General features: G+C 65.0%; 23 protein-coding genes. 7 read left to right on the top strand and 16 right to left on the bottom strand.

Annotation, left to right across the window (positions count from 1 at the left end):
- Positions 1-28: 28 nt before the first annotated feature.
- Positions 29-310, bottom strand: coding sequence for a hypothetical protein (locus tag P6U24_RS33965; protein WP_407156754.1), 282 nt, complete (start codon positions 308-310; stop codon positions 29-31).
- Between the two features lie 159 nt (positions 311-469).
- Here P6U24_RS33965 and P6U24_RS33970 point away from each other — a divergent pair, with 159 nt between their 5' ends.
- A complete protein-coding gene (locus P6U24_RS33970) occupies positions 470-1,966 on the top strand; it encodes a diguanylate cyclase (RefSeq protein ID WP_407156755.1) in 1,497 nt (498 codons plus the stop codon).
- Between the two features lie 232 nt (positions 1,967-2,198).
- Here P6U24_RS33970 and P6U24_RS33975 read toward each other — a convergent pair whose 3' ends face one another.
- A complete protein-coding gene (locus P6U24_RS33975) occupies positions 2,199-3,074 on the bottom strand; it encodes a UTP--glucose-1-phosphate uridylyltransferase (RefSeq protein ID WP_407156756.1) in 876 nt (291 codons plus the stop codon).
- Between the two features lie 244 nt (positions 3,075-3,318).
- Here P6U24_RS33975 and P6U24_RS33980 point away from each other — a divergent pair, with 244 nt between their 5' ends.
- Positions 3,319-4,683, top strand: coding sequence for a lytic murein transglycosylase (locus P6U24_RS33980; protein ID WP_407156757.1), 1,365 nt, complete (start codon positions 3,319-3,321; stop codon positions 4,681-4,683).
- A 401-nt stretch (positions 4,684-5,084) separates the two neighbouring features.
- Positions 5,085-6,800, top strand: a complete 1,716-nt coding sequence (locus tag P6U24_RS33985) for a DUF459 domain-containing protein (RefSeq protein WP_407156758.1) — start codon at positions 5,085-5,087, stop codon at positions 6,798-6,800.
- A gap of 113 nt (positions 6,801-6,913) precedes the next feature.
- On the opposite strand, the gene P6U24_RS33990 is transcribed toward P6U24_RS33985, so the two are convergent.
- Positions 6,914-7,294 (bottom strand): CsbD family protein, encoded by a 381-nt coding sequence (locus tag P6U24_RS33990; RefSeq protein WP_407156759.1) that lies wholly within the window; start codon positions 7,292-7,294, stop codon positions 6,914-6,916.
- A 172-nt stretch (positions 7,295-7,466) separates the two neighbouring features.
- Between P6U24_RS33990 and P6U24_RS33995 the strand changes: the two genes are divergently transcribed.
- Positions 7,467-8,354 carry a TauD/TfdA dioxygenase family protein gene (locus P6U24_RS33995; protein ID WP_407156760.1) on the top strand — a complete coding sequence of 296 codons (888 nt, stop codon included), beginning with the start codon at positions 7,467-7,469 and terminating at the stop codon, positions 8,352-8,354.
- Positions 8,355-8,603: 249 nt separating this feature from the next.
- On the opposite strand, the gene P6U24_RS34000 is transcribed toward P6U24_RS33995, so the two are convergent.
- Positions 8,604-9,269 carry a YqgE/AlgH family protein gene (locus P6U24_RS34000; protein WP_407156761.1) on the bottom strand — a complete coding sequence of 222 codons (666 nt, stop codon included), beginning with the start codon at positions 9,267-9,269 and terminating at the stop codon, positions 8,604-8,606.
- Positions 9,270-9,399: 130 nt separating this feature from the next.
- Between P6U24_RS34000 and P6U24_RS34005 the strand changes: the two genes are divergently transcribed.
- From P6U24_RS34005 to P6U24_RS34015, 3 genes are all read left to right on the top strand, one after another.
- Positions 9,400-10,239 carry a protein-disulfide reductase DsbD domain-containing protein gene (locus P6U24_RS34005; protein ID WP_407156762.1) on the top strand — a complete coding sequence of 280 codons (840 nt, stop codon included), beginning with the start codon at positions 9,400-9,402 and terminating at the stop codon, positions 10,237-10,239.
- Between the two features lie 291 nt (positions 10,240-10,530).
- The gene (locus P6U24_RS34010; protein ID WP_407160681.1) at positions 10,531-11,901 is read left to right on the top strand and encodes a polysaccharide biosynthesis C-terminal domain-containing protein; all 1,371 of its coding nucleotides are present in this window, start codon (positions 10,531-10,533) and stop codon (positions 11,899-11,901) included.
- Between the two features lie 143 nt (positions 11,902-12,044).
- Positions 12,045-12,701 (top strand): L,D-transpeptidase, encoded by a 657-nt coding sequence (locus P6U24_RS34015; RefSeq protein WP_407156763.1) that lies wholly within the window; start codon positions 12,045-12,047, stop codon positions 12,699-12,701.
- A 166-nt stretch (positions 12,702-12,867) separates the two neighbouring features.
- Here the strand turns inward: P6U24_RS34015 and P6U24_RS34020 are convergent, their stop codons facing one another.
- The 12 genes from P6U24_RS34020 to cysG form a co-directional block, all read right to left on the bottom strand.
- Positions 12,868-13,656, bottom strand: a complete 789-nt coding sequence (locus tag P6U24_RS34020; protein WP_407156764.1) for a 3-hydroxybutyrate dehydrogenase — start codon at positions 13,654-13,656, stop codon at positions 12,868-12,870.
- Between the two features lie 5 nt (positions 13,657-13,661).
- Positions 13,662-14,840 carry a DUF3734 domain-containing protein gene (locus P6U24_RS34025; RefSeq protein WP_407156765.1) on the bottom strand — a complete coding sequence of 393 codons (1,179 nt, stop codon included), beginning with the start codon at positions 14,838-14,840 and terminating at the stop codon, positions 13,662-13,664.
- Between the two features lie 128 nt (positions 14,841-14,968).
- On the bottom strand, positions 14,969-15,478 hold the full coding sequence (locus P6U24_RS34030) for a CAP domain-containing protein (protein ID WP_407156766.1): 510 nt from the start codon (positions 15,476-15,478) through the stop codon (positions 14,969-14,971).
- Positions 15,479-15,755: 277 nt separating this feature from the next.
- Complete coding sequence (locus P6U24_RS34035; RefSeq protein ID WP_407156767.1) at positions 15,756-16,793, bottom strand: sulfate/molybdate ABC transporter ATP-binding protein; 1,038 nt, start codon at positions 16,791-16,793, stop codon at positions 15,756-15,758.
- Entirely contained in the window at positions 16,783-17,679 is an 897-nt protein-coding gene (gene cysW / locus P6U24_RS34040) for a sulfate ABC transporter permease subunit CysW (RefSeq protein WP_407156768.1), read from the bottom strand. The genes P6U24_RS34035 and cysW overlap by 11 nt, the downstream gene beginning before the upstream one ends.
- A 10-nt stretch (positions 17,680-17,689) precedes the next feature.
- Complete coding sequence (gene cysT, locus P6U24_RS34045; RefSeq protein ID WP_407160682.1) at positions 17,690-18,475, bottom strand: sulfate ABC transporter permease subunit CysT; 786 nt, start codon at positions 18,473-18,475, stop codon at positions 17,690-17,692.
- A gap of 291 nt (positions 18,476-18,766) precedes the next feature.
- Positions 18,767-19,756 (bottom strand): sulfate ABC transporter substrate-binding protein, encoded by a 990-nt coding sequence (locus P6U24_RS34050; protein WP_407156769.1) that lies wholly within the window; start codon positions 19,754-19,756, stop codon positions 18,767-18,769.
- A 254-nt stretch (positions 19,757-20,010) separates the two neighbouring features.
- Entirely contained in the window at positions 20,011-20,760 is a 750-nt protein-coding gene (locus tag P6U24_RS34055; protein ID WP_407156770.1) for a phosphoadenylyl-sulfate reductase, read from the bottom strand.
- A complete protein-coding gene (locus P6U24_RS34060; RefSeq protein WP_407156771.1) occupies positions 20,757-21,275 on the bottom strand; it encodes a DUF934 domain-containing protein in 519 nt (172 codons plus the stop codon). Before P6U24_RS34060 ends, P6U24_RS34055 begins: the two co-directional genes overlap by 4 nt.
- The gene (locus tag P6U24_RS34065; RefSeq protein ID WP_407156772.1) at positions 21,262-22,917 is read right to left on the bottom strand and encodes a nitrite/sulfite reductase; all 1,656 of its coding nucleotides are present in this window, start codon (positions 22,915-22,917) and stop codon (positions 21,262-21,264) included. Before P6U24_RS34065 ends, P6U24_RS34060 begins: the two co-directional genes overlap by 14 nt.
- Before the next feature lie 23 nt (positions 22,918-22,940).
- Positions 22,941-23,261, bottom strand: a complete 321-nt coding sequence (locus P6U24_RS34070; protein WP_407156773.1) for a DUF2849 domain-containing protein — start codon at positions 23,259-23,261, stop codon at positions 22,941-22,943.
- Complete coding sequence (cysG, locus tag P6U24_RS34075) at positions 23,262-24,692, bottom strand: siroheme synthase CysG (protein ID WP_407156774.1); 1,431 nt, start codon at positions 24,690-24,692, stop codon at positions 23,262-23,264.
- Between the last annotated feature and the right edge of the window lie 96 nt (positions 24,693-24,788).

Consider the following 24,788-nt stretch of genomic DNA (forward strand, 5'->3'; position numbering starts at 1 on the left):
CGGTTCCAGCTCCGTCTTGCGCCGAGTTTCAGGACTCGGCGGCATGACGGCGACCCGGCTCCTTCTTCAGCCGCTTGAATTTGACGCTGCCGCCGTCGGGCATCCGCGTCGCGACATAGCCGGCCGCAAGGCAGGCCTCGCGCTGTGGCATCTTCTCCTGCGGACTGCGCAGGGAGTCCCACCAGGAGGCGCGCTGCGCGGCGCGCGGCAGGCTGCCGCCGAGGATGTCCTCGATCGCCTCGAAGCTGAGCACGAGTTCCGGAACGGTCTGCCGCTTCAGGTAATCGCGCAAGGCGTCATAGTCGTGCACGTCAACACTCCATCGCATCCTATCATACCGCCGCTGGCGGCCTTCCTGCAGCTTACGCGGCAAATACGCACTCGCCGCAACTGCACATTAACCGGGAGGTGCTTGGTACCGCCTGTTCCAATCCCAAGGGAACAACTGAGCGGAGAAGCGAACGCCCCAATGCGAATGCCAGGTCGACCGGCTCCGGCCAAGCGTCTGTCGCTGTTCTCCGCGAAAACAGTCATCATCTCCGCGGTCTGCACCCTCATTGGCTTTTCCGCAATCTGTGCCAGCGTCCTGCTCGACCTGCGCCGCGGCGAGGAGGCGCTGGCGCATCAGTCGCTCGAGAACCTTGCCACCGGCGTCGACGCCGACATCAGCCGCAACGTCGAGCTCTATGACCTGTCGCTGCGCGCGGTCGCCAGCGGCATGTTGCTGCCCGAAATCGACGAAGTCAGCAAGCCGATCCGCCAGCTGATCCTGTTCGACCATGCCGCCACGGCGAAGCATTTCGGCGCCATCCAGGTCTACGACGCGAACGGCCGTCTGAAGGTCGATTCTGCCACGCTCGATCCGCAAGCAGAGGAGCGCGGCGATGAGGAGTATTTCCGCGTTCATCGCGACAATCCGGACGTCGGCCTTTACATCAGCCGGCCGACCTTGCACCGGGGAGCCTATGCGATCGTGCTGAGCCGCCGGATCTCGGCACCGGACGGACGGTTTCTCGGCGTCGCGGTCGGCTCGATCCGCTTCAGCTATTTCCACGAGCTGTTCGGCCGCCTCAGCCTCGGGCCCGATGACAGCATCACCGTGTTCCGCCACGACGGCACGGTGATCATGCGCACGCCGTTCGATCTCGACTACATCGGCAAAAATCTCGCGCATGTGCCGGGCGTCGCGCGCGCGCTGAGCGAGCCGAGCGGATGGTATGCGAGCTCCGGCGCGCTCGACGAGATCGCCCGGCTGATGGTCTGGCGCGACGGCACCAGACCGCTGGTCGTGCTGGCCGGCAAGCCATGGCGCGAGGTCTATCGTCTCTGGCGGATGCAAGCGACGCGGATCGGCGCGACGATGCTGGCGCTGATCGTCCTCGTGCTCGCGGCAACCCTGATCGCCGCGCGCGAGATCACCCGCCGCACGCAAGCCGAGGAACGGCTCGAGGAGCTCGCCACCACGGATGCGCTGACCGGGCTGAAGAACCGGCGCAAATTCGACACGACGATTGAGAGCGAATGGCGCCGTGCGATGCGGCATCGCACCCCGCTGGCGCTCTTGATGATCGATGCGGATCACTTCAAGAGCTACAACGACAATCACGGCCACCAGGCCGGCGACCAGATGCTGATCGGCATCGCGATCTGCATCACGGATTCGGTGAAGCGGGCTGGCGACTGCGCGGTCCGTTATGGCGGCGAGGAGTTTGCGGTGCTGCTGCCGGGGCTGTCCGAGAGCGATGCACTTGACGTGGCCGAGACCATTCGCCGCAAGGTGCAGAGCTGGTCGGGCGATATCGTGCCGTCGACCGTGAGCGTCGGTGTCGCCAGTGTCACGCCCGCGCACAACACGGATTGGGTGGCCCTGCTCCAGGCGGCCGACAAGGCGCTCTATGCGGCCAAAGCCGCCGGCCGCAACCGCTGCATCGCCGCTGCCGTGCCCAAGCTGCCGCTGGCGGCTTGAGTCTCGACTACACGCCGTGATTGGTCAGGCTGGTAGCTGCGATGCACGCTGCACCCTCTCCCCTTGTGGGAGAGGGTGCCTGAGATGCGAAGCATCGAAGGCGGGTGAGGGGTCTCTCTCCGCGCGCACGACTCGTTGAGAGAGACCCCTCACCCGGCTCGCCGCCGCGTACCGCGGCGGCGAGCCACCCTCTCCCACAAGGGGAGAGGGTGACTTCCGATGCCGCTCAGCCCTACCCTTCCAGATACTTCCTCATGTCCTCGCGCAGGCCTTCGCGCAGGTCCGGACGCGCCATGCCGAAGGCGATGTTGGCGCGCAGGAAGCCCGACTTCGAGCCGCAATCGTGCCGCTCGCCCTCGAACTCGACGCCATAGAACTTCTGCGTCTTCGACAGCCCGATCATCGCGTCCGTAAGCTGGATCTCGCCGCCGGCGCCGCGTTCCTGTGTCGCCAGGATCTTGAAGATCTCCGGCTGCAGGATGTAGCGGCCGGTGATCGAGAAATTCGACGGCGCGGTGCCCTTGGCTGGCTTCTCGACCATGCCGTCGACCTCGAACATCCTGCCGTCGCGTTTGCCGACGCCGCAAATGCCGTATTGATGGGTCTGGTCGGCCGGCACCTCCTGCACCGCCAGCACGTTCGACTTCTCCGGCAACTTACCCGCGGCTGCGATCATCTGCGCGAGGCACCCCGGCGTATGCAGCACCAGCTCGTCCGGCAGCACCACCGCGAACGGCTCGTCACCCACGATATCGCGCGCGCACCACACGGCGTGCCCGAGCCCGAGCGGCGACTGCTGCCGGGTGAAGCTGACCGCGCCGGCCGCAGGCTGGTCGCGCGCCAGGATCTCCATCTCGGCTTTCTTGCCGCGCGCGGCGAGCGTCGCGTCGAGCTCGTACATGAGATCGAAGTGATCCTCGATCGCATCCTTGTTGCGGCCGGTCACAAACACGAAATGCTCGATGCCGGCCTCCTTGGCCTCATCAAACACGTATTGGATCAGCGGCTTGTCGACGATCGTCAGCATCTCCTTCGGCATCGCCTTGGTGGCGGGAAGGACGCGGGTGCCAAGGCCGGCAACCGGGAAAACGGCTTTGCGGATCTTCATGGGTCGGGACTAAACCTTGCAGCGATATGAATGCGAAATGGATCGCATCTTGGTATCCGGTTTGCAGCCGAGAACAAAGGCGGATGTTGGTCGGCGGTTCCTCGGCTCACGACAAATGGACGCGAAAATTCCCCAATTTGAAATTGGGGGCTTGTTAATCCGCTGGTAACCAGGAGCGCGCCTCCTGAAAGCCTGATTTTCAGGCAACGGGGTAGGCCAAATGGCACAACAGGAACCCTTGAGGATGTGGCAGGCCGTGACCGTGGCGATCGCCGCTGCGCTTGCCTGCGCCGCGCCGGTGCGGGCGCAAGCGGGCGGCAGTCCGTTCAGCTTTCTCGATAACCTGTTCACCGGCAGCTTCAGCAACGGGAACGCCGCCAATGCACCATCGACGCAGCCCACGCCCGGCGCGCCGGGGCAATGGAGCGGCGAGGACGGCGCTTCCGGCCATCCGCTGATGACGGCGTCCGCGATCCGCGAGGCGGCGGCGAATTTCGACAATTGCATCGCCGGCATGTGGCCAGATGCCGCACGCCGCAACATCTTGCAGGACAATTTCCAACGCTTCACCGCGGGCCTCACGCCCGACCTGCGCATCATGGACCTGCTCGATGCGCAGCCCGAATTCACCAAGTCGATCTGGGACTATCTCGACATCCTGGTGAACGACAATCGCCTCGCCAAAGGCCGCGAGGTGCTGGCCAAGTACAAGGCGCAGTTCGACGCCACCGAGCGCACCTATGGTGTCGATCGCTACATCATCGCGGCGATCTGGGGCATCGAAACGAATTATTCGACCCAGATCGGCGACCGTAGCGTGCTGCAGTCGACCGCGACGCTCGCCTGTATCGGCCGCCGCCAGGACTATTTCCGGGACGAGTTCCTCTCGACGCTGGAGATCCTCAACCGCGGCGACCTGCGGCCGGAGCAATTGCACGGCTCCTGGGCCGGCGCCTTCGGCGCAACCCAGTTCATGCCGACCGCCTTCAAGCGCTTCGCCGTCGATGCCGACGGCGACGGCCGCCGCGACGTGGTCGACAATCCGGCCGACCTGATCGCCTCGACCGCCAACAATTTGAAGAAGGACGGCTGGCAGCCGGGCCAGAGCTGGGGCTATGAGGTCGTGGTGCCGCAGGGCTTCAACTACATGCTGGCCGATCGCGCCAGGAGCATGACCTTCGCGCAATGGGAGCAGATGGGCCTGAAGCGCGCCACAGGCCAGCCGTTTCCCGCCTCGAACGAGAAGGTCTATCTGCTGGCGCCGGCCGGCGCGCAGGGCCCCGGTTTCCTGATGATGCAGAACTTCCGCGTCATCATGAAATACAACCCGGCCGAGGCCTATGCGCTGGCGATCGGCCATTTCGCCGACCGGCTGCGCGGCGGACAGCCCTTCGTGCAGGCCTGGCCGCGGGAGGAGCGCACGCTGTCCCGCGCCGAGCGGCTGGAGATGCAGCAGTTGCTCGCGCAGCGCGGCTTTTACCGCGGCACCCCGGACGGCCAGTTCGGCGGCCAGACCCGAGAAGCCCTGCGGAACTTCCAGGCCTCGATCGGCGCGCCGGCCGACGGTTTTGCCTCGGCCGACGTGCTGGAACGGCTGCGGGGGCGGTAGGTGCTAGTTTTACCTCTTCCCGCTTGCGGGGAGAGGCACAGGCCGCCTCTGGCGGCCGTCCTAAGAACGCCGAAGCGAAGCTTCGGATATGTGGCATCGAAGATTACATCCGGGTGAGGGGGTACAGGTCTTTCAACTCCGTCCAATCGTGCGTCTGCCCCTCACCCCAAGCCCTCTCAGCGCGAGCGAAGCTCGTCGCGGCCCCGTAAGAACGGGAGAGGGAGCGCACCGCCCGCGCCGCAACGGCCTGCATCATCTCGACGCCCGATACCGCCGCAAAAATAACCCTGATCACAATCGGCGGACGGCGCATGCGGCCGGAACCTGCGAATGCCCGTTTGCGGCCCCTTTCTGCTGTCACTATTATGAGGATTGACGAATTTGCCGCGCGACGGGTGCGCATGACCAAGCTGAAGTCCATTTTCAAGCTCATCACCGAACCCGGCCTGCTGGTCGTGCTGGCGGTTGCGATCGCTATGCTGGTGGGCATCGCGGGCCCCGCCTCCGCGCAGTTCTTCAACTTCAACCCGTTTTCGTCGCAGCCCGCGCCGCGCCAGGGCGGCGGCGGTCGCGGAGGCGGCTGGTTCGGCAGCGACTTTTTCCAGCCCTTCCAGCCGCAACAACCCAAGCGCGTCATCCAGCAGGATTATTCCAAGGCGCCGCCGCCGGAGCGGCACGACAACGCCAACGCGCCCGAGCGCTACGTGCTGGTGCTCGGCGACGCCATGGCCGACTGGCTCGCTTATGGCCTGGAAGACGCCTACGCCGAGCAGCCCGATATGGGCGTGACCCGCAAGGTCAAGAACGGCTCCGGCCTCATCAAGTATCAGCCCAAGGGCGAGCCGGCCGACTGGGCGACTGCTGCCAAGGGCATCCTTGCGGCCGAACGCGCCGATGCCATCGTCGTCATGCTCGGTCTCAACGATCGCGTTCCCCTGCGTGAGCCGGCGGTCGACAAGACCGACAAGCCCGACGACAAGAAGGCGGACAAGACCAAGAAGGACGCCAAGGTAAAGGATCAGGGCAAAGAGCCGAAGCCGGGCGACGCAGCGGCCAAACCGGACGACAAGCCGGTCGATACCGATCTTCCGCAGGACGATGCCGACAATGGCGACGGACCGGCAGCCACACCGGAGAAGGCCGCGCGCTCGCCGAACGGCATCTACGACTTCCGCGATGATCGCTGGGTCGAGCTCTACACCAAGAAGATCGAGGAGATGATCGGCGTCCTCAAGAGCAAGGGCGTGCCGGTGATCTGGGTCGGCCTGCCGGCCGTGCGCGGCCCCAAGGGCACGGCGGACGCGCTGTTCCTGGACTCGCTCTATCGTGACGTCGCCGGCAAGGCCGGCATCACCTATGTCGACGTCTGGGACGGCTTCGTCGACGAAGGCGGCCGCTTCATGCAGAAGGGCCCGGACTTCGAGGGCCAGCCGCGCTCGCTGCGCTCGCCAGACGGCGTCTATTTCACCAAGGCCGGCGCGCGCAAGCTCGCCCATTATGTCGAGCGCGAGATCACCCGAGCGCTGGCCGGCCGCTCGGCGCCGATCGAGCTGCCGAGCGAGCCGGCGACACCGGATGCCAATGCGGTGCCCGGCCAGCCGGCGCCGCGCCCGATCGCCGGGCCGATCCTGCCGCTGGTCGCGTCCTCCGTCGGCACCGATCAACTGCTCGGCGGTCCCGGTGGACGGCCCGCGGCGGTCGATGCACTGGCCGCGCGCACCCTCGTCAAAGGCGAACCTTTAAGCCCGCCCGCCGGACGCGCCGATGATTTCGTCTGGCCGCGCCGCGAGGTCGGCCGCGAGCAGGCCAAGGAGCCGCCGAAAGAACCGGGCAAGGAACAGACCAGGCCAGATACGCCTGTCGCCGCGACCACGCCTGGGGAAGCGAGCCCGGCCGCGCCGGCGCAGCAGAAGCCGAAGCGGATGACTGTGCCGACGACGCCCGGCCAGCCGCCGCAGGCCCAGTCGCCTTCGGCCGGGCAGGCCATCCGCGATTTCTTCGGCTTTGGCGCGCCTCAGCAGCAGAGGCCATCGGCCCCGCACAATCCGGCGCCCGCAGGACCGCCGAGGCCGCCCGGCAATGTCGGCCGCTCTGCGATGCAGGATCAGCCGCGCTGAGCCGGTTCGCAGGCCTGCGTTGGTTCTCAAGCAAGCGGCCCGCCTCTGCCTCTCCTGGACGAGAGACGAAAGCAGGCCGCGCTCATCACTCTGCAATAGCTTCGGCGATGCGCTCAGTTGTAGTAGCGCCAGCGCGACGGCGGCGGACGGCGGGCCGGCCGCGACATCAGAAGCGCCAGCGCAAAGCCGATGCCGCCGGCCACCAGCAGCGCGCCGAGCGGATTGTCCTGCACCTTCTGCGTCAGCGCCTGGGTGCCGTCGCGCAGGCTGTCGGTGGTGCTACTGCCCAACTTGTCCTTGGCAAAATCCATCGCCGCATCGCCGGCATCACGCGCCGCATCCTTGGCCTGGCCGTAGAGATTCTGCACCACGCCGGCCGCTTCACGCGCACGGCCCGAGGCCTCCGTCTCCTTGTCGCCGGTCATCTGACCGATGCCGCCCTCGACCTTGCCCGCAACATCCTTGGTCGTCCCTGCAATCCGATCCGTGTCCATTGCCACACTCCTTGGCTTGATTTTATCGCTGGGAATTTGCTGCTCAGCTAACCGGCAAGGACGGCGCGGGTTCCTGGGCATTCGGTCGCGCGTTGACTCCGTGCATATGGCGAGTCACTTTTTGAGGGAATGAGAGAGCGGCCGCCAAGGCCGCCGAGAGCAGGAGAACGCCATGCCCCTCGCGATCCGGCAGATCCATCCGCATTTCGTCGGCGAAGTCTCCGGCGTCGACCTAAGCCGCCCGCTCGCGAGCGAAGAGGTCGCGCAAGTGCAGGCCGCGATCGACCGTTACGCCGTGCTCGTGTTCCACGGTCAGGACATCACCGACGAGCAGCAACTGGCCTTCGCGCTGAATTTCGGCGAGCGCGAGCAGGCCCGCGGCGGCACCATCACCAAGCGCGAAGACTATCGGCTGAGCACCGGGCTGAACGACGTCTCCAATCTCGGCAAGGACGGCAAGCCGCTGCCGTCGGACCATCGCACCCATCTGTTCAATCTCGGCAACTGCCTGTGGCATTCCGACAGCTCATTCCGGCCGATCCCGGCAAAATACTCGATCCTGTCGGCGCGCGTGGTGAACCCGAAAGGCGGCAACACCGAATTCGCCGATATGCGCGCCGCCTATGATGCGCTTGATGACGAGACCAAAGCGGAGATCGAGGATCTCATTTGCGAACATTCGCTGATGTATTCGCGCGGCTCGCTCGGCTTTCTCGATTACAGCGAGGAGGAGAAGCAGATGTTCAAGCCGGTCCTGCAGCGGCTGGTGCGCACGCACCCCGCGCATGGCCGCAAATCGCTGTATCTGTCATCGCATGCCGGGGCGGTGCGCGGCATGAGTGTGCCGGAAGGGCGGCTTTTGCTGCGCGACCTCACCGAGCACGCCACGCAGCCGCAATTCGTCTACGTCCACAAATGGACGCTGCATGATCTCGTGATGTGGGACAACCGCCAGACCATGCACCGCGTGCGCCGCTACGACCAGTCGCAGCCGCGCGACATGCGCCGCGCCACCGTCGCCGGCACCGAGCCAACGGTCGCGCAGGACGCGGCGGAGTAGCGACAGCACAGATCTTGCTCGCTCGCACTCGGAGTGCGATGAAGTGCGCAGCCGTCGCCACACATCCGGTGTCGTCCCGGCGAACGCCGGGACCCATAACCACAGGCCTTAGCTGTTGCGCGCGGTACGAGCCGCGTGCCCTTTCCTGACATCACGCGGTATGGGTCCCGGCGTTCGCCGGGACGACATTGGAGACTGTGGCCCGCTTTCCCGGCTCAAGGCCAGGACGACACCACACCAGGCGCCTGCTTACGCATGCCCGGCTTCGTTCGACAGCATGCCGGGGTCGATGCCGATCTTGCGCAGGGCACGGTCATACTTGTCGTCGACGTCATCGCCGAAGATCAGGTCGGCGTCGGCATCGCAATGCAGCCAACCATTGTCCTGAATCTCGGATTCCAACTGGCCTGGGCGCCAGCCGGCATAACCGAGCGCGAGGATCGCGTGCCGCGGGCCGCTGCCTTTGGCGATCGCCTTCAGAATGTCGACGGTCGTGGTCAGGCAGACGCCTTCATTGATCTTCAGCGTCGCATTGGCGATGAAATAGTCACTCGAATGCAGCACGAAGCCGCGGCCGGTGTCGACCGGGCCGCCCGACAGCACCTTCATGGTCTCGGCACTGCCCGACAGCTTGATTTGTTCGCTCTTGTTGATGATGTTGAGTTGCATCAGCAGTTGCGGGAAATCGATGCTGCCCGCCGGCCGGTTCACCATGATACCCATGGCGCCTTCCGCCGAATGCGCACAGAGATAAATCACCGAGCGTTCGAAACGCGGGTCGCCCATCACTGGCATCGCGACCAGCAGCCGCCCGTCAAGATAACCCTCGCTCGAAGCATGGTTGCTGGACGCATCGTTGCCGGTGCCGGTCACCTTGCGACCGATGTCGCCGTGCCTTTTTCCCTCAGGATTCATCCGCAAGGACTCTCATGCATCTCGATATCCTGATATTGGGACGCGCATCTGTCAATCAAGGTTCGCGTGCCCAACATCGCTCACAAGCAATTCAATGGTTTAGGTTCGCACCCGGCATTAAAGACGTCTCATGAAGGCCTTGGTTCCTCCCCATATTGCATTTGCGTTGTTCGTCGTGCTGTGCGCGCCATCGTGGCTCACGGTGCCGGCATACGCGCAGGATGCCTCGCCATGGCAGCGTGACGGCCATTCGGCGCTGCGCCTGCTGGCGGGATCACGCAGCGGAACGGTGCTGCTCGGCGGCGTCGCACTGCAGCTGCAGCCGGGGTGGAAGACCTATTGGCGCAGCCCCGGCGATTCCGGCGTGCCGCCGCGATTCGATTTCTCGAAATCGGACAATGTCGAGGCGGTGACGGTGCTGTGGCCGGCGCCGACCAAGTTCGACGACGGCGCCGGCGGCCATTCGCTCGGCTATCACGATCAGATCGTGCTGCCGCTGCGCATCGTGACCAAGAATGCCGACAAGCCGGTGACCCTGCGCGCGGACGTCAGCTACGCCGTGTGCGAGAAGATCTGCATTCCCGTCGACGCCAAGGCCGAGCTTGCCTTCACCAGCGTCGCCTCGACCGAGGACGCGGCGCTGTTCGCCGCGCTCGATGCCGTGCCGAAGCCGGCCAATATCGGCGATCCCAATCCGCTGACGATCCGCGACGTCAAGCGCGAGGGCCAATCCGTGGTGGTCGATGTGGCCGCACCGGAGGCGCGCGATGTCAGCCTGTTCGTCGAGGGTCCGACGCCGGACTGGGCCCTGCCGATCCCGGCGCCGGAGGCGCACAGCCCGCCCGGCGTCAAGCGCTTCAGCTTCGCGCTGGACGGCCTGCCGCCCGGCGCCAAGCCCGAGGGCGCGGCGCTCAAATTCACCCTGGTCGGCGCCGACAAGGCCTATGAGTTCAACGTCAACCTGCCGTGAGGCTGAGGCCTCCTGCGCGCTGAGCTGCTACCGTCCTGGATGAGATCAGCACGCATCTGGCGGCGCGCTCGGTGCAACCTCGCCCCGCGCATCGAAGATGCAATCCGGGTGAGGGGGCACAGGTCTCAATACTCGCACCGCCCGTGCGTCTGCCCCTCACCCCAACCCTCTCCCCGTAAGAACGGGGAGAGGGAGCGCACCGTCATCGCGGCCCGATCCAACCGAATCTTAACGATGGGTTGATACAGGGGGCCTGTCGCCGCCATCCGCGGCATGCGCAGTGGACCCGCCGTGGCCGTGATGGATGCCGAAACGCCCCGCTCTCCCGCCGGCCTGGTCGCGCGGCTGAAGGCAGGGCTCAGTGGCGGCGCCAGCGACGCGTCGCTGACGCGCAGGCTCGCCGGTATCATCTTCGTCATCCGCGTGCTCAGCGCCGGCCTTGCCTATCTGTCGCAGATCCTGCTGGCACGCTGGATGGGCAGCTCCGACTACGGCGTCTATGTTTACGTCTGGACCTGGGTGCTGCTGCTCGGCAGCATGCTGGACTTTGGCCTCGCCTCCTCGGCGCAGAAGATCATCCCCGACTATCGCACCGCCGGGGAGCTGGCGCTGCTGCGCGGCTTTCTCGCCGGCGGGCGCTGGCTGACCTTTGCCGCTTCGACCGTCGCAGCGCTGCTGCTGGCCGGTCTCGTCAGGCTGCTGTCGCCGTGGATCGAGCCGGGCGAGATCGTGCCGCTCATGATCGGCTGCGCGACGCTGCCGGCCTTCGTCGTCGCCAACACCCAGGACGGCATCGCCCGTTCGCACGACTGGATGACGCTCGGCCTGATGCCGCAATTCATCATCCGCCAGGCGCTGATCATCGGCATCACCGCCGGCGCCCTCGTGCTCGGCTTCCATCTCGGCGCCTCCACCGCCATGCTCGCGAGCACGGGTGCGGTGTGGATCGCGATGCTCGGGCAGATGCTGGTGCTCAATCGCAGGCTCGGTGCCCATGTCGGGCGCGGGCCGAAGGATTACGACATCAAAGGCTGGCTCAGCGTCTCGCTGCCGATCCTGCTGGTCGAGAGCTTCTATCTGCTCTTGTCCTACACCGACGTGCTGGTGCTGCAGCAGTTCCGCCCCTCGGACGAGGTCGGCATCTATTTTGCCGTGGTGAAGACCCTGGCACTGGTCTCCTTCATTCACTACGCGATGTCGGCGACCACGGCGCATCGCTTCGCGGAATATCACGCGCTCGGCGACAAGGACCGGCTGTCGGCCTATGTCGCGCATGCGATCCGCTGGACGTTCTGGCCCTCGCTGGCGGCCACCTTGCTGCTGCTCGCGCTCGGCCAGCCGCTACTGTGGCTGTTCGGTCCGCAATTCGTCGCCGGCTACAACATCATGTTCGTCGCCGCGATCGGGCTTGTGGTGCGGGCCGCGATCGGCCCGGTCGAACGCCTGCTCAACATGCTGGGCCATCAGCACATCTGTGCCGCCGCTTATGCGGCGGCCTTCGTCATGAACGTCGTACTCTGCCTCGCGCTGGTGCCGCGCTTCGGCGGCCATGGCGCTGCGGCCGCGACCTCGCTGTCGCTGGTCGCCGAGACCGCGCTGCTGTTCTGGATCGTCAAGCGGCGACTGGGTCTGCACGTGTTGGCGTTTGGTCAAATAAACTGACTTAATGAGATCTCCGCGAAATTCAAACGCGCCTCGCGGAAGCGGAAAAGTTCCTCGATCACGCAACCGTTGATTTCAGCGCCTTGTTTTAGGCATGATTGAGCCTGCGAATAGCCTGACGATGCGCATTGGGGGAGCGAGCGATGTCGAGATTGGGACTCGCGGTGTCACTGATGGGGGCGACGCTGCTGGCGGGATGCATGCAGGCGACGCTGTCGCCATCGACGGATGCCAGCCTGACTCCGCGCGATCGGCAACTCTTGGCGCATCCGCCCTATGCGGAAGCCAAGATCCCCGAGCAATATCAGCGGCACATCGTCGACTACGACCGGCGCGAGGCACCCGGCACGATCCTGGTCGATACCGATGCGCGCTATCTCTATTACGTGCTGCCGAACGGCAAGGCGATCCGCTACGGCGTCGCGGTCGGTGAGGAGGCCATGGCCTTCTCGGGCGTCGCCACGGTCGGCAAGAAGCAAGAATGGCCGGACTGGATTCCGACGCCGGAGATCCAGGCCCGGCTCGGGCCCTACCCGAAGCGGGTCGCCGGCGGGCCAGCCAACCCGCTCGGCGCGCGGGCGATCTATCTCTATGAGGGCAACAAGGACACGCTGTACCGGATTCACGGCACCAACCAGCCGGAATATATCGGGCAGGCGATCTCGTCCGGCTGCATCCGCATGACCAACAGCGACGTCATCGACCTCTACGATCACGTCAAGCAGGGCACGACGGTGGTCGTCCTCCCAGCCGGCGCGAGCGCCTCGAGCGGCGGCCTGTTCGGCAATCGGCGTACGTGATCGGACAGCCGCGAGCGCGACAGCGAAACCCTGCGCGGGAACTTATCGGATTCGTAAATCGGGCTCCGTCATGCGAGGAGCCGAAAGGCGACGAAGCAATCCAGGCTCTTTATCTCAGCCCTGGATTGCTTCGCTCCGCTCGCAATGACGATAGAAAGCGGTGGCCTTATTCGGCGGTCCAGCCGCCGTCGATCGACAGATTGGCGCCGGTGATCTGCGAGGCATCGTCGCTACACAAGAACAGCGCCAGCGCCGCCACCTGCTCCACCGTGACGAACTCCTTGGTCGGCTGGGCGTCCAGCAGCACGTCCTTGATGACCTGCTCCTTGGTCATGTTGCGCGCCTTCATCGTGTCGGGAATCTGCTTCTCGACCAGCGGGGTCCAGACGTAACCGGGCGAGATGCAATTGCAGGTGATTTTGTGGGTGGCAACTTCCAGCGCCACGGTTTTGGTCAGGCCGGCGATGCCGTGCTTGGCCGAGACATAGGCCGATTTGAACGGCGAAGCGACCAGCGAGTGCGCCGAAGCCGTGTTGATGATGCGGCCCCAGCCGCGTTTCTTCATCAAGGGCACGGCCGCGCGGATGCCGTAGAATGCCGAGGAGAGATTGATGGCAATGATCGCCTCCCACTTCTCCGGCGGGAATTCTTCGATCGGCGAGACGAACTGGATGCCGGCATTGTTGACCAGGATGTCGACCGAGCCGAACGTCTTCTCGCCGAGCGCGACCATCTCGGCGATCTCCGCCGGCTTGGTCATGTCGGCCGGCGAATGCACCGCCTTGACCTTGAAGTCGCTCTCGATGCCCGCGCGCTCCTTCTCGATGTCGGCGGGCTGACCCATGCCGTTCAGCACGATGTTGGCGCCGGCGCTGGCAAAGGCGCGCGCATAAGCGAGCCCGATGCCGCTGGTCGAGCCGGTGACGACGGCGGTCTTGCCTGACAGATTACCCATCTCGTTCACTCCTGCTTGTCGTGGAGGGTTTGCGTGCCGTCCCCGAGGAGATCGTAAGTTACCATGGTCTCCCCCGATTGCGGCCGCTCCAGCCAATCCTTGTGCCGCATCGACAGATGCACGTCGCGCACGCCGGCATTCCAGTGCTCGACCATCGCCACATGGGAGAAGTCATAGTCCTTGGAGGACGTCTCGTAGTTCTTGCTCTTGTAGATCAGATGCACCACCGTGACCGTGTTCTCCTTCGAGGCCTCGCGCAACAGCTGGACCGAAGGATCGTCCTTCAGATGCTCCGGCAACTTGCTGATGAGGTCGCGCACAGCCCGGCGGGCATTGTGGATCTGCCGGTTCTTGTCGGTATTCATCCGGGTGCGGCTGGAGTAGCGGATGTCCTTCTCGCGCTCGGCCGCTTCCAGCAGGGTCATCGGCACCACACCGCGCGCGCTGAACAGATCGACCTGGAAGATCAGGAGGTCGCGATTGGTCTCCGCATCGAGCACGTAGTCGAGCGGCGTGTTGGAGGCGATGCCGCCGTCCCAATAATGCTCGCCGTCGATGACGACGGGAGGAAAGCCCGGCGGCAGCGCGCCGGACGCCATGATGTGCTCCGGGCCGATGCGCTTGCCCTGGCGGGCGAACTCGACATTATCGAAATAGCGGAAATTGCCGCTGGTGACGCTGACCGCACCGACGCTCAGCCGGCATTTCAGATCGTTGACACGATCGAAATCGACCAGCCGCTCCAACGTGCGTTTCAAAGGCGTGGTGTCGTAATAGCTCTGCGCTTCGGGATGGCCCGGCGGCCAGAGCGGCGCGGGCGGAATCCGCGGCGTGAAGAAGCCGGGCACACCGAAGGTCGCGATCAGCGCGGCACTGGCCTCGTTGAACGCGCTGCGCCCGTGATCGCCATTGAGCAGCGGCTTCCAGGGCACCGGCGCCGACACCATCTCCCAGAATTCCTTGAGGCGCGGCACCCGCTTCTCGGGCTCGTTGCCCGCGATGATTGCCGCGTTGACCGCGCCGATCGAGATGCCTGCGACCCATTCGGGGTCGAAATGGAAATGACACAGCGCCTGAAAGGCGCCGGCCTGATAGGAGCCGAGTGCGCCGCCACCCTGCAGCACCAGCACGCGCTGCGCTTCTGAAGGTGTGGAGGGCTGCGGCGGAAGAGAATGATCCGTCATGTCGATCGATCAATTATCAAACATGAAACCACCGTGGCGTCACTTCGCAGTGACGTCAACCATACCCAAGGCTGGGTTGTGCGCGGGCTAAAACCGGCATCGCCGCCCGGCACAAGGCCGATGCCGGATCAGGACGGCTGCTTGTCGGGCGCGGCCAGGATCATGGTCCAGAACACCTTGTACTTGGTGTTCGGAGCATAGCTCGCAGCGATGCCTATTTTTGTGACACCGCTCTTGAGCATGTTTGCCTTGTGCGGCGGCGAGTCGCGCCAGCCGGAAAACGCTTCCGCGAGCGTATGGTAGCCGGCCGAGACGTTCTCGACCGCGACATTGGCCTGATAGCCGGCGCCGGTGAGGCGCTTGGCGAGCGGTGCGCGGACGTCGTGATCGAGCTTGTTCTTGTCGGCCATCGCCTGCGACTGCGCCTCCGCAAGCCTCATCAGCTCGGGATCGACCTCGACAGTGCCGAGGCCGTTGTTCTGGCGATATTGCGAGATCATCGTCGCCGCCGCAGCGGCATCGAGCCTGGCGCCGGAGACGGCCATATCGGCATACATCGACGGGGCCTCGACGACGGGCACCTCCGCGGCGCATCCAGCCAGCAACAATGTGACGAAAAGGGCCGCACCCGCGCGCATCACTGAATCATCCCCGTGACAGACGGGCGGGTTGTTGCATACCAACCGTGGCTGAATGGTGAACGCGGGGTAAGTTCCCATGCTGCCCAAGGGCACACTGCACCCTTTCCCCTTGTGGGAGAGGGTGGCTCAAGATCGCGAAGCGAGATTGAGCCGGGTGAGGGGTCTCTCTCCCCGCGCACTGCAAGTGGAGAGAGACCCCTCACCCGTCTCGCCGCTGCGCGGCGAGCCACCCTCTCCCACAAGGGGAGAGGGTAGATCACGATCGGGGCTGTCATCACCCCGCGAAAATCCGATAGCGCCGCGGCCGCAGGCCGATCGCCTCGCCGACCCTGAGATCGCGGTCGCGTGGCGCATCGATCTCGATCGTGGTCGCGCTCTCATTGAGCACGATCTCGGCGCGCTGCACCGGGCCGAAGCTGCGCACATGGGTCACGGCGCCCTGCAGCGGGCCAGAACCGGCCGGGCCGATCAGCATATCGTGCCGGCGCACGAACAAGGTCGAGGCGCCGGCCTCGATGTCGTCGGCCATGAGATCGAGCGGCCGGCCGTTGAGATGCACCGCACGGTCCTTTATCTCCACCGGCAGCATGATGGATTCACCGATGAAGCTGTGCACGAAGGCGCTGGCCGGGCTGTCATAGACCTCGCCGGGCGAACCGACCTGCTCGATGCGGCCCTTGTCCATCACCACGACGCGATGCGCGACCTCGAGCGCCTCCTCCTGGTCATGGGTGACGAAGATCGAGGTGACGTGGATCTCGTTGTGCAGCGAGCGCAGCCATTGCCTGAGCTCCTTCCGCACCTTGGCATCGAGCGCGCCGAACGGCTCGTCGAGCAGGAGGATGCGCGGCTCGATCGCCAGTGCGCGCGCCAGCGCAATGCGCTGGCGCTGGCCGCCGGAGAGCTGGTTCGGATAGCGGTCGGCGAGCCAGTCGAGCTGCACGAGGTCGAGCAGCTCCTTCACCCTCCTTCGAATCTCCGCCTCGCTCTTGCGCACCCGACGCGGCTGCACGCGCAGGCCGAAGGCGACGTTCTCGAACACCGTCATGTGGCGGAACAGCGCATAGTGCTGGAACACGAAGCCGACATGCCGCTCGCGCGCGCCGCGCGAGAGCGCGTTCTCGCCGTCGAAATGAATCTCGCCGCTATCGGGCCATTCCAGTCCGGCGATGATCCGCAGCAGCGTGGTCTTGCCCGAGCCGGAAGGACCGAGCAGTGCCAGCAGCTCGCCATCGGCGACCCTGAGATCGACGCCGTCGAGCGCCCTGAAGGTGCCGAAGCTCTTGACGAGATTTTTGACTTCAATGGCCACGTGGCGCCCCCTCATCCAGATGTCGCTCGAGCACGGTCTTCGCGATCAGCGTGATCAGCGCCAGCATGGCGAGCAGCGAGGCAATCGCGAAGGCGGCGACGAACTGGTACTCGTTGTAGAGAATCTCGACCAGCAGCGGCATGGTGTTGGTCTCGCCGCGCACATGGCCTGACACCACCGACACTGCGCCGAACTCACCCATCGCGCGCGCATTGCAGAGCAGGACGCCGTAGAGCACGCCCCATTTGATGTTGGGCAGCGTGACGCGAAAGAAGGTCTGCAAGCCGGAGGCGCCGAGCGAGATCGCGGCCTCCTCTTCCTGCGTGCCCTGCTCCTGCATCAGCGGGATCAGCGCGCGGGCGACGAACGGAAAGGTCACGAAGGTGGTCGCCAGCGCGATCCCAGGGAATGCAAACAGGACCTGCAGATGATGCGCCTGCAGAAAGTTGCCGAAAAAGCCTTGCGCGCCGAACAGCAGCACGAACACGAGGCCGGAGATAACGGGCGAGACCGAGAACGGCAGATCGATCAGCGTGATCAGCAGCGTCTTGCCGCCGAAATCGAATTTCGCGATGGCCCAGGCCGCGATCAGACCGAACAGCAGATTGAGCCCGACCGAGGTCAAGGCCACCAGCAGCGTGAGCCGGATCGCGGCCAGCGCTTCCGCATCGGCGAGCGCGGCGAGATAGGCGCCGACGCCCTTGGCAAAGGCCTGCGCGAACACGATGACCAGCGGCAGCACGACGAAGATCGACAGGAAGCCGATGGCCAGAGTAATTAGGACGATGCGGACGGCCCGCGGCTCGCTGCGGGGATCGTGACTGGCGCGCGCGATCTCCGCTGGAGAACTCGCATGCGCGCGCGGCACTGTCATCTCGATGCTCACGTCGAAATCCTTAATTCGCGGGCATCCGGCTCTGCGCCCAGCGCTGCAGCCGGTTCACCGTGAAGATGATGACAAAGGACGCAACCAGCATCACCACCGCGATCGCGGTGGCATCCGCATAGCGATATTCGGACAGGCGTATGACGATCAAAAGCGGCGCGATCTCGGAGATGTTCGGCAGATTGCCGGCGATGAAGATCACCGAGCCGAACTCGCCGACGGCGCGCGCGAAAGCCAGCGCGAGCCCGGTGAGCAGCGCCGGCGTAAGGCTCGGCAGGATCACCTTGGTCACGATGTGCCAGCGGCCGGCGCCAAGGCTGGCCGCGGCCTCCTCCAGCTCCGGATCGAGATCGATCAGCACCGGCTGCACCGTGCGCACGACGAAGGGAATGCCGATGAAGATCATCGCAACGAAGATGCCGACCGGCGTGAAGGCGACCTTGAGACCGAGTGCCGCAAGCGGGGCGCCGAGCCAGCCCTTCTCGGCGAACAGCGAGGTCAGTGCCACGCCGGCGACCGCGGTCGGCAGCGCGAACGGCACGTCGACGATGGCATCGAACAGCCGCCGGCCAGGAAAGCGATAGCGGACCAGCACCCAGACGATGATGGTGCCCATCACCAGATTGACGCAGGCCGCGGCAAAGGCGAGTCCGAACGACACCCGCAGCGCGCTCAGCGTGCGGCGGCTGGTGATGATGCCCCAGAACTGATCGAGGCTCAGCTCCATCGATTTGATGAACAAGCCGGCGAGCGGGATCAGCACGATCACCGACAGCCAGGTCAGCGTCAGGCCCATGGTGAGACCGAAGCCCGGCAAGGTGCTGCGTCGTGGTGCAAGACTGGTCACAAATGCGCTCAAGAGGTCATCCGGCTCAGTTCATTTCGATCAGCTCGTGGGGTGGGTTAGCGACTGTACGCCTGCTGTCTCGACAACCGAGACTTCCACGTGGCAGTCGCGTCACCCACCGATCATATCCACTCATATCCACCAGCATGGTGGGTTACGCGACCGCCGCTTGCAGCGAGATATCCAACAACGATCATTCGCGGTCGCTAATCCACCCTACGCACTCAACTCATCGTTCGATCAATTCTTGTAGATCTGGTCGAACATGCCGCCTTCCGCAAAATGATCCTTCTGCGCCTTGGTCCAGCCGCCGAACACGTCGTCGATGGTGAAAAGCTCGACCTTGGCGAACGCATTCTCGTAAGCCTTGGCTACCTCCGGATCGCGCGGACGGTACGAATTGCGTGCGGCGATTTCCTGACCTTCCTTCGTATACCAGTACTTGAGATAGGCCTCGGCAACATTTCGTGTGCCTTTTTTATTGGCAACCGCGTCGACCACTGCGACCGGCGGCTCGGCCAGGATCGAGCGCGGCGGCGCCACGATCTCGAACTTGTCCTGGCCGAACTCCCGCAAAGCAAGATAAGCCTCGTTCTCCCAGGCCAGAAGGACGTCGCCGACGCCGCGCTCCACAAAAGTGACGGTGGCGCCCCGGGCACCGGTGTCGAGCACGGGAACGTGCTCATAGAGGTCGGCAACGAACTGCTTGGCCTTGTCCGCGGTGCCCGATTTCTTCAGAGCATAGCCCCAGGCAGCAAGATAGTTCCAGCGCGCACCGCCTGACGTCTTGGGGTTTGGCGTGATGACCTGCACGCCCGACTTCACCAGGTCGTCCCAGTCCTTGATGCCTTTCGGATTGCCCTTGCGCACCAGGAACACGATCGTCGAGGTGTAGGGCGAGGAATTCTGCGGCAATCGCTTCTGCCAGTCAGGTGCAATCAGGCCCTTGGCGGCGATGGCATCGACGTCGTAGGCGAGAGCCAGCGTCACCACGTCGGCCTGCAGCCCGTCAATTACGCTGCGCGCCTGCGAGCCCGAGCCGCCATGGGACTGCTTGATCTCGACGCTCTTGCCGGTCTCCTTCTGATAGGCCGCGGCAAACGCCTTGTTGAACTCGATATAGAGCTCGCGCGTCGGATCATAGGACACGTTCAGCAGCGACACGTCGGCCGCGAAGGCCGACCCTGCCCAGCACAACGCCGCCGCAACCATCACAAGACGCCGGATCATCGAAGCTCTCCATTGTTGCCCGCCCGAGGAGGCGAGCCCGCCACGCAAGACGCCGGATGGAACGCGACAAGTCAACAAAACCGGATTTTCTTGTTTCGGTTCCGGCAGCGCGATTCTGCTACCGCAAGGCGCGAGAACGGATGCCGCCTTCTGTCACACCCGAAGCTGCTGATGGATCAGCACTTTTGATAGCAGCACGACAAGCCAGCGCCGCTCCGGCCGCTTTCGCTCCGGCGCGGCGGTGGAACGCTGGGTTACGCCGAGGACGCCAGCGCCTCAGTGCTGGAAACCGTGTGGATGCCGCATTCGGTCTTCGGCCGGCCGCGCCAACGGCCGGCGCGCGCATCCTCATTGGCCGAGGTGCGGCTGGTGCAGGGCATGCATCCGACCGACAGGTAACCCGACGCCAGCAGAGGATGCGGCGGCAGCTTGGCATCGTTGAAGATCGCCGTGATCTCGTCGCGCGAGACGTTGGCGAACGGGTTGAATTTCAGCCGCGTGCCGTCCTGCTCGACGACCGGGATCGCGGCGCGCGCCCCGCCCTGGAAACGCTTGCGGCCGTTGAGCCAGGCGGAGAACGGCGCCAGCGCACGCGCCAACGGCTCCACTTTGCGGATGCGGCAGCAGGCGTCGGGATCGGAGAACCACAATTCGCCGCCCGCGTCCTCGCGCGCCAGCTTGTCCTCGGGCGGCTTGACCGTACGCACGTCACGCAAGCCCAGCCGCTCGGTCAGCGTATCGCGATAGGCCAGCGTCTCCGCGAACAGCCAGCCGGTGTCGAGGAAGATGACCGGGATCGCCGGATCGACATCGGCCATCACCTTGAGCAGCGCGGCCGATTCCGTGCCGAAGGAGGAGACCAGCGCCAGCCGATCGCGCCCGACCAGCTTCAAGGCGGTGGCGACCACCTCGGCAGGCGAGGCATCGCGCAAGCTCCGGTCGAGCGCGGCGGCGGAGGGGACGGAATCTGGGGGAGACGAAAGCGGCACGGCACGAACGGTCATAGGCCGGCGCTCTCGGAATGACGCAGTTGCATGCGCCGATGCAGCGCGGTGAGGCGGCCGTCGCCGGTCGGCTGGTAGAACACCGAATAGCGCTTCACGGTGTCCGCGAAGGCCTCGGCATCGCTCTGTTTCTTGACCTCGAACGCATCGAAGCCGGCGCGCAGCATGAACACGAACTGGTCGCGCAGCACCTGCCCCGTGGCGCGCAGCTCGCCGCGAAACGCGTAGCGCTCGCGCAAGAGGCGCGCCTGGGTGTAGGCGCGGCCGTCGCGGAAGCTCGGAAACACCAGCGCCACCATGGCGAGGCGATCCAGGTACGGCACGAGGTCGTCGACATCGCGATTGTTCGGCCAGATCACGCCCAGCTTCCCGCCGGGCCGGCCAAGCAGGCCTTCCGGATCGGCAAGAAAGCGCGTGGCCGAAATCAGGATGCCGGGTTGCGCGGGCAACTCGGCGTCGTCTGTGACATGGGCGAAGCTGTCCGCCGTGATTTTTCCGCCCTTAACGAGTGGCATAGACCCGCTCCCTGAATGGTTCGACGCCGAGCCGCTGCACCGTCTCGATGAACAGCTCGTCTGGACGTGCGCGCAGCGCGAGATAGGCTTCCACGATGTCCTCGACGACGTCGGCGACTTCGCCATAAGGCACCGACGGCCCGATCAAGGTGCCGAGCACGGCGCCCTCGTCGGCGCGGCCGCCGATCGTGATCTGATAGAACTCCTCGCCGTTCTTCTCGACACCGAGAATACCGATATGGCCGACATGGTGATGGCCGCAGGCATTGATGCAGCCGGAGATGTTGATGTGCAGCCGGCCGATCAGGTTCGCCGTGTCGTGGCTCGCGAAGCGGCGCGTCAGCTCCTGCGCGATCGGGATCGAGCGCGCATTGGCCAGCGAGCAGTAGTCCAGCCCCGGGCAGGCAATGATATCAGAGACCAGATTGACATTGGGGATCGCCAATCCGATCTGGTCGAGCGCCTTCCACACGGCCGGAAGGTCGCGCTTGGCGACATGCGGCAGCGCCAGGTTCTGCTCATGGCCCACGCGGATCTCGCCGAAGGAATATTTGTCGGCGATGTCGGCGATCGCCTCCATCTGCTCGGCGCTGCAGTCACCGGGAGGCGCGCCGACGGGCTTCAGCGAGATCGTGACGATCGCGTAGCCCTGGGCCTTGTGCGGGAACACCGAGTTTTTGCGCCAAGCCTCGAACTGCGGATCGGCGGAGGCCTGCTTCAGCTCGTCCGGCATGTGCGGCAGCTTCTCATACGTGGGATAGAAGAAGCGCGAGCGGATGTCCTCCACGACCTCCTCGTCGAGCTTCAGCTCGCCGTCGCGGATCTGCTGCCATTCCTCCTCGACCTCGGCGGCGAACTTCTCGACGCCGAGCTCGTGCACCAGGATCTTGATGCGCGCCTTGTAGATGTTGTCGCGGCGGCCATACTGGTTGTAGACGCGCAAGATCGCCTCGATGTAGCTCAGGATGTCGCGGCCCGCGACGAAGTCCTTCACGGTCTTGGCGATGAAGGGCGTGCGGCCGAGGCCGCCGCCGACCAGCACCTCGAAGCCGGTTTCGCCCGCTTCGTTCTTCTTCAGCTTGAGGCCGACATCGTGGATCTTGATCGCGGCGCGATCGTGCTCGGAGGCCGTGATCGCGATCTTGAACTTGCGCGGCAGGAACGAGAATTCCGGATGCAGCGTCGTGAACTGGCGCATGATCTCGGACCAGATGCGCGGGTCCTCGATCTCGCCGGGCGCAACGCCAGCCCACTGATCGGCGGTGACGTTGCGCAAATTGTTGCCGGAGGTCTGCATGGACTGGATGCCGACCTCGGCGAGGTCGGCCATCGCATCCGGCAGTTCGGCGAGCTTGATCCAGTTGAACTGGATGTTCTGGCGCGTGGTGAAATGGCCGTAGCCGCGATCGTAGCGCCGTGCCACATGCGCGAGCCGGCGCAGCTGGTTCGAGGCCAGGGTGCCATAGGGAATGGCGACGCGATACATGTAGGCGTGCAGCTGCAGGTACACGCCGTTCTGCAGCCGCAGCATCTTGAACTCGTCCTCGGTGAGCTCGCCGGAAAGGCGGCGCTTCACCTGGTCGCGGAATTCGGCGACACGCTCGTTGACCAGCGTGCGGTCGATCTCGTCATAAGCATACATGGCAAAAACTTTCAGACCTGCCTTCAGACTTGCGCCAATGCCGGCACGCCGATCGTGGTGCCCTTGAGCCGGATGCGCTCACGTAAGTTGCCCGGCTTCAGCTTCCCCTTCTCGTCGACCTCGACCGGCGCGATATAGGGACCGATCGCGCCGAGATCATCGGCCACGGATTCGGCGAGCAGCGCCCGCGCTTCATCCGAGGCGCGAACCACGGCAGCGCTGCCAAGATCGGTCGACCAGCCGTCGGCGGTCCGATAGATCACCGCGCCATCCCAGGTGCGGTTGGCGGTCACGATCGAGGGACCGGTGATCCTGATCTTCTTCTGTTCGAGCGGAGAGGTCATTTACGCGGGTTCCAAGAGTTGAGCGATGGTTTGGCTGAGGTTCTGGCGGCGCCAGGGCGCGGAGTGCGCGACCACGTCGCCGATGACGAGAATGGCGGGCCCGCCATCGATCTGGGCGACCAGCTCCGGCAATTGATCGAGCGTGCCGACCGCAGCCTGCGCGTCCGGGCGCGTCACCTTCGCGAACACGCCGACCGGCGTGCTGGCTGCGCGCCCCGCCGCAAGCAGGCCGGATCGCACGGAGCGAGCGGCCGTCATGCCCATATAGACAACGACCGTCATCTTGGTGTCGGTCAGCGCTGACCAGTCGACCGCCTCGGCGTCGCGCTCCTTGTGCGCGGTGAGGAAGGTGATGCGCAGCGCCTTGCTGCGGAAGGTCAGCGGCACCTCGAATTGCGCGGCGGCACCTAAGCCAGCGGTGATGCCCGGCACGATCGTGTAGTTCACACGGGCCGCACGCAGCGCGTCGACCTCCTCGCCGCCGCGGCCAAATACATAGGAGTCGCCGCCCTTCAGCCGCACCGCGCGCTTGCCCGCGCGCGCCGCCTCGATCAGCAGCTTGTTGACGGCGTCCTGGCCGATGCCGGGCTTGCCGACGCGGCGGCCGACCGGAATGCGCGCCGCGTCGCGGCGGATGCGATCGAGAATCTCCGGTGTCACCAGCTCGTCATAGAACACGACGTCGGCGTCCTGCAGCGCGCGCAAGCCCTTCACCGTGAGCAGGTCCGGATCGCCCGGGCCGGCGCCAACCAGTGTGACATGACCCGTGCTGACGCCCTTCTCATTCGCGCCCGCATAGGCAGAGGGATCAGTGATGGCATCAAGCGCCGCGTCTGCCTCCGCCTTGCGCCCCGACAGCACCAGCGCGCCGATCGGACCATCGATGACGCGCTCCCAGAAGCGGCGGCGCAGCGACGGCTCGGCAATGCCTGCATTGATCCGCTTGCGGCGTTCGCCGATGAAACCAGCGAGATCGCCGATTCGCGCCGGCAGCAGCGCCTCGATCTTTTCGCGCAGGCGCCGCGCCACCACCGGCGAGGTGCCGCCAGTGCCGATCGCCACCACCACATCGCCGCGATCGACGATCGCCGGAAAGATGAAGGTGGAGTGATCGAGATCGTCCATCACATTGACGGGCATGCCGAGCGATTTCGCGCGCAGCGACATCGCTACCCCGAGATCGCCAGCGCCCGCGCACACCACCGCAATGACGCCGTTGAGATCCGCTTGGAGCGGATCGCCCTGCGCCAGCTCGATGCGCGCAGCGTCTGCACCCAGCGCGCTCACATCATGGTGGCCGTCCGTCGCATACCACCTGACACGTGCACCCGCCGACGCCAGAACACGCAGCTTGGCGTGCGCCAGCTCGCCGGCGCCGAGAAGCAGCACCGGGCCGGCTGTCAGGTCGAGGAACACGGGCAGGTAGCGCATCGCGAAACTTATCGTCCTTGGAGTCCAGCTTTTCAGTTGACTGGAATTTTTTTCTATATATGTGTCACGTCATCGGCGCAAAGAGAAATTTATTCC

The organism is Bradyrhizobium sp. STM 3557 (assembly GCF_045571465.1).
Lineage (GTDB): Bacteria > Pseudomonadota > Alphaproteobacteria > Rhizobiales > Xanthobacteraceae > Bradyrhizobium.

Coding starts and splice junctions, on each gene's coding strand:
- cysT (WP_407160682.1), bottom strand. CDS start 18,475: ATGGGCCTGACGCTGACCTGGCTGTCGGTGATCGTGCTGATCCCGCTC.
- P6U24_RS34060 (WP_407156771.1), bottom strand. CDS start 21,275: ATGCCACTCGTTAAGGGCGGAAAAATCACGGCGGACAGCTTCGCCCAT.
- P6U24_RS33985 (WP_407156758.1), top strand. CDS start 5,085: ATGACCAAGCTGAAGTCCATTTTCAAGCTCATCACCGAACCCGGCCTG.
- P6U24_RS34015 (WP_407156763.1), top strand. CDS start 12,045: ATGTCGAGATTGGGACTCGCGGTGTCACTGATGGGGGCGACGCTGCTG.
- cysG (WP_407156774.1), bottom strand. CDS start 24,692: ATGCGCTACCTGCCCGTGTTCCTCGACCTGACAGCCGGCCCGGTGCTG.
- P6U24_RS33970 (WP_407156755.1), top strand. CDS start 470: ATGCGAATGCCAGGTCGACCGGCTCCGGCCAAGCGTCTGTCGCTGTTC.
- P6U24_RS34025 (WP_407156765.1), bottom strand. CDS start 14,840: ATGACGGATCATTCTCTTCCGCCGCAGCCCTCCACACCTTCAGAAGCG.
- P6U24_RS34000 (WP_407156761.1), bottom strand. CDS start 9,269: ATGAATCCTGAGGGAAAAAGGCACGGCGACATCGGTCGCAAGGTGACC.
- P6U24_RS34050 (WP_407156769.1), bottom strand. CDS start 19,756: ATGATCCGGCGTCTTGTGATGGTTGCGGCGGCGTTGTGCTGGGCAGGG.
- P6U24_RS33975 (WP_407156756.1), bottom strand. CDS start 3,074: ATGAAGATCCGCAAAGCCGTTTTCCCGGTTGCCGGCCTTGGCACCCGC.
- P6U24_RS34020 (WP_407156764.1), bottom strand. CDS start 13,656: ATGGGTAATCTGTCAGGCAAGACCGCCGTCGTCACCGGCTCGACCAGC.
- P6U24_RS34055 (WP_407156770.1), bottom strand. CDS start 20,760: ATGACCGTTCGTGCCGTGCCGCTTTCGTCTCCCCCAGATTCCGTCCCC.
- P6U24_RS33995 (WP_407156760.1), top strand. CDS start 7,467: ATGCCCCTCGCGATCCGGCAGATCCATCCGCATTTCGTCGGCGAAGTC.
- P6U24_RS34030 (WP_407156766.1), bottom strand. CDS start 15,478: ATGCGCGCGGGTGCGGCCCTTTTCGTCACATTGTTGCTGGCTGGATGC.
- P6U24_RS33990 (WP_407156759.1), bottom strand. CDS start 7,294: ATGGACACGGATCGGATTGCAGGGACGACCAAGGATGTTGCGGGCAAG.
- P6U24_RS34005 (WP_407156762.1), top strand. CDS start 9,400: ATGAAGGCCTTGGTTCCTCCCCATATTGCATTTGCGTTGTTCGTCGTG.
- P6U24_RS33980 (WP_407156757.1), top strand. CDS start 3,319: ATGTGGCAGGCCGTGACCGTGGCGATCGCCGCTGCGCTTGCCTGCGCC.
- P6U24_RS34070 (WP_407156773.1), bottom strand. CDS start 23,261: ATGACCTCTCCGCTCGAACAGAAGAAGATCAGGATCACCGGTCCCTCG.
- P6U24_RS34065 (WP_407156772.1), bottom strand. CDS start 22,917: ATGTATGCTTATGACGAGATCGACCGCACGCTGGTCAACGAGCGTGTC.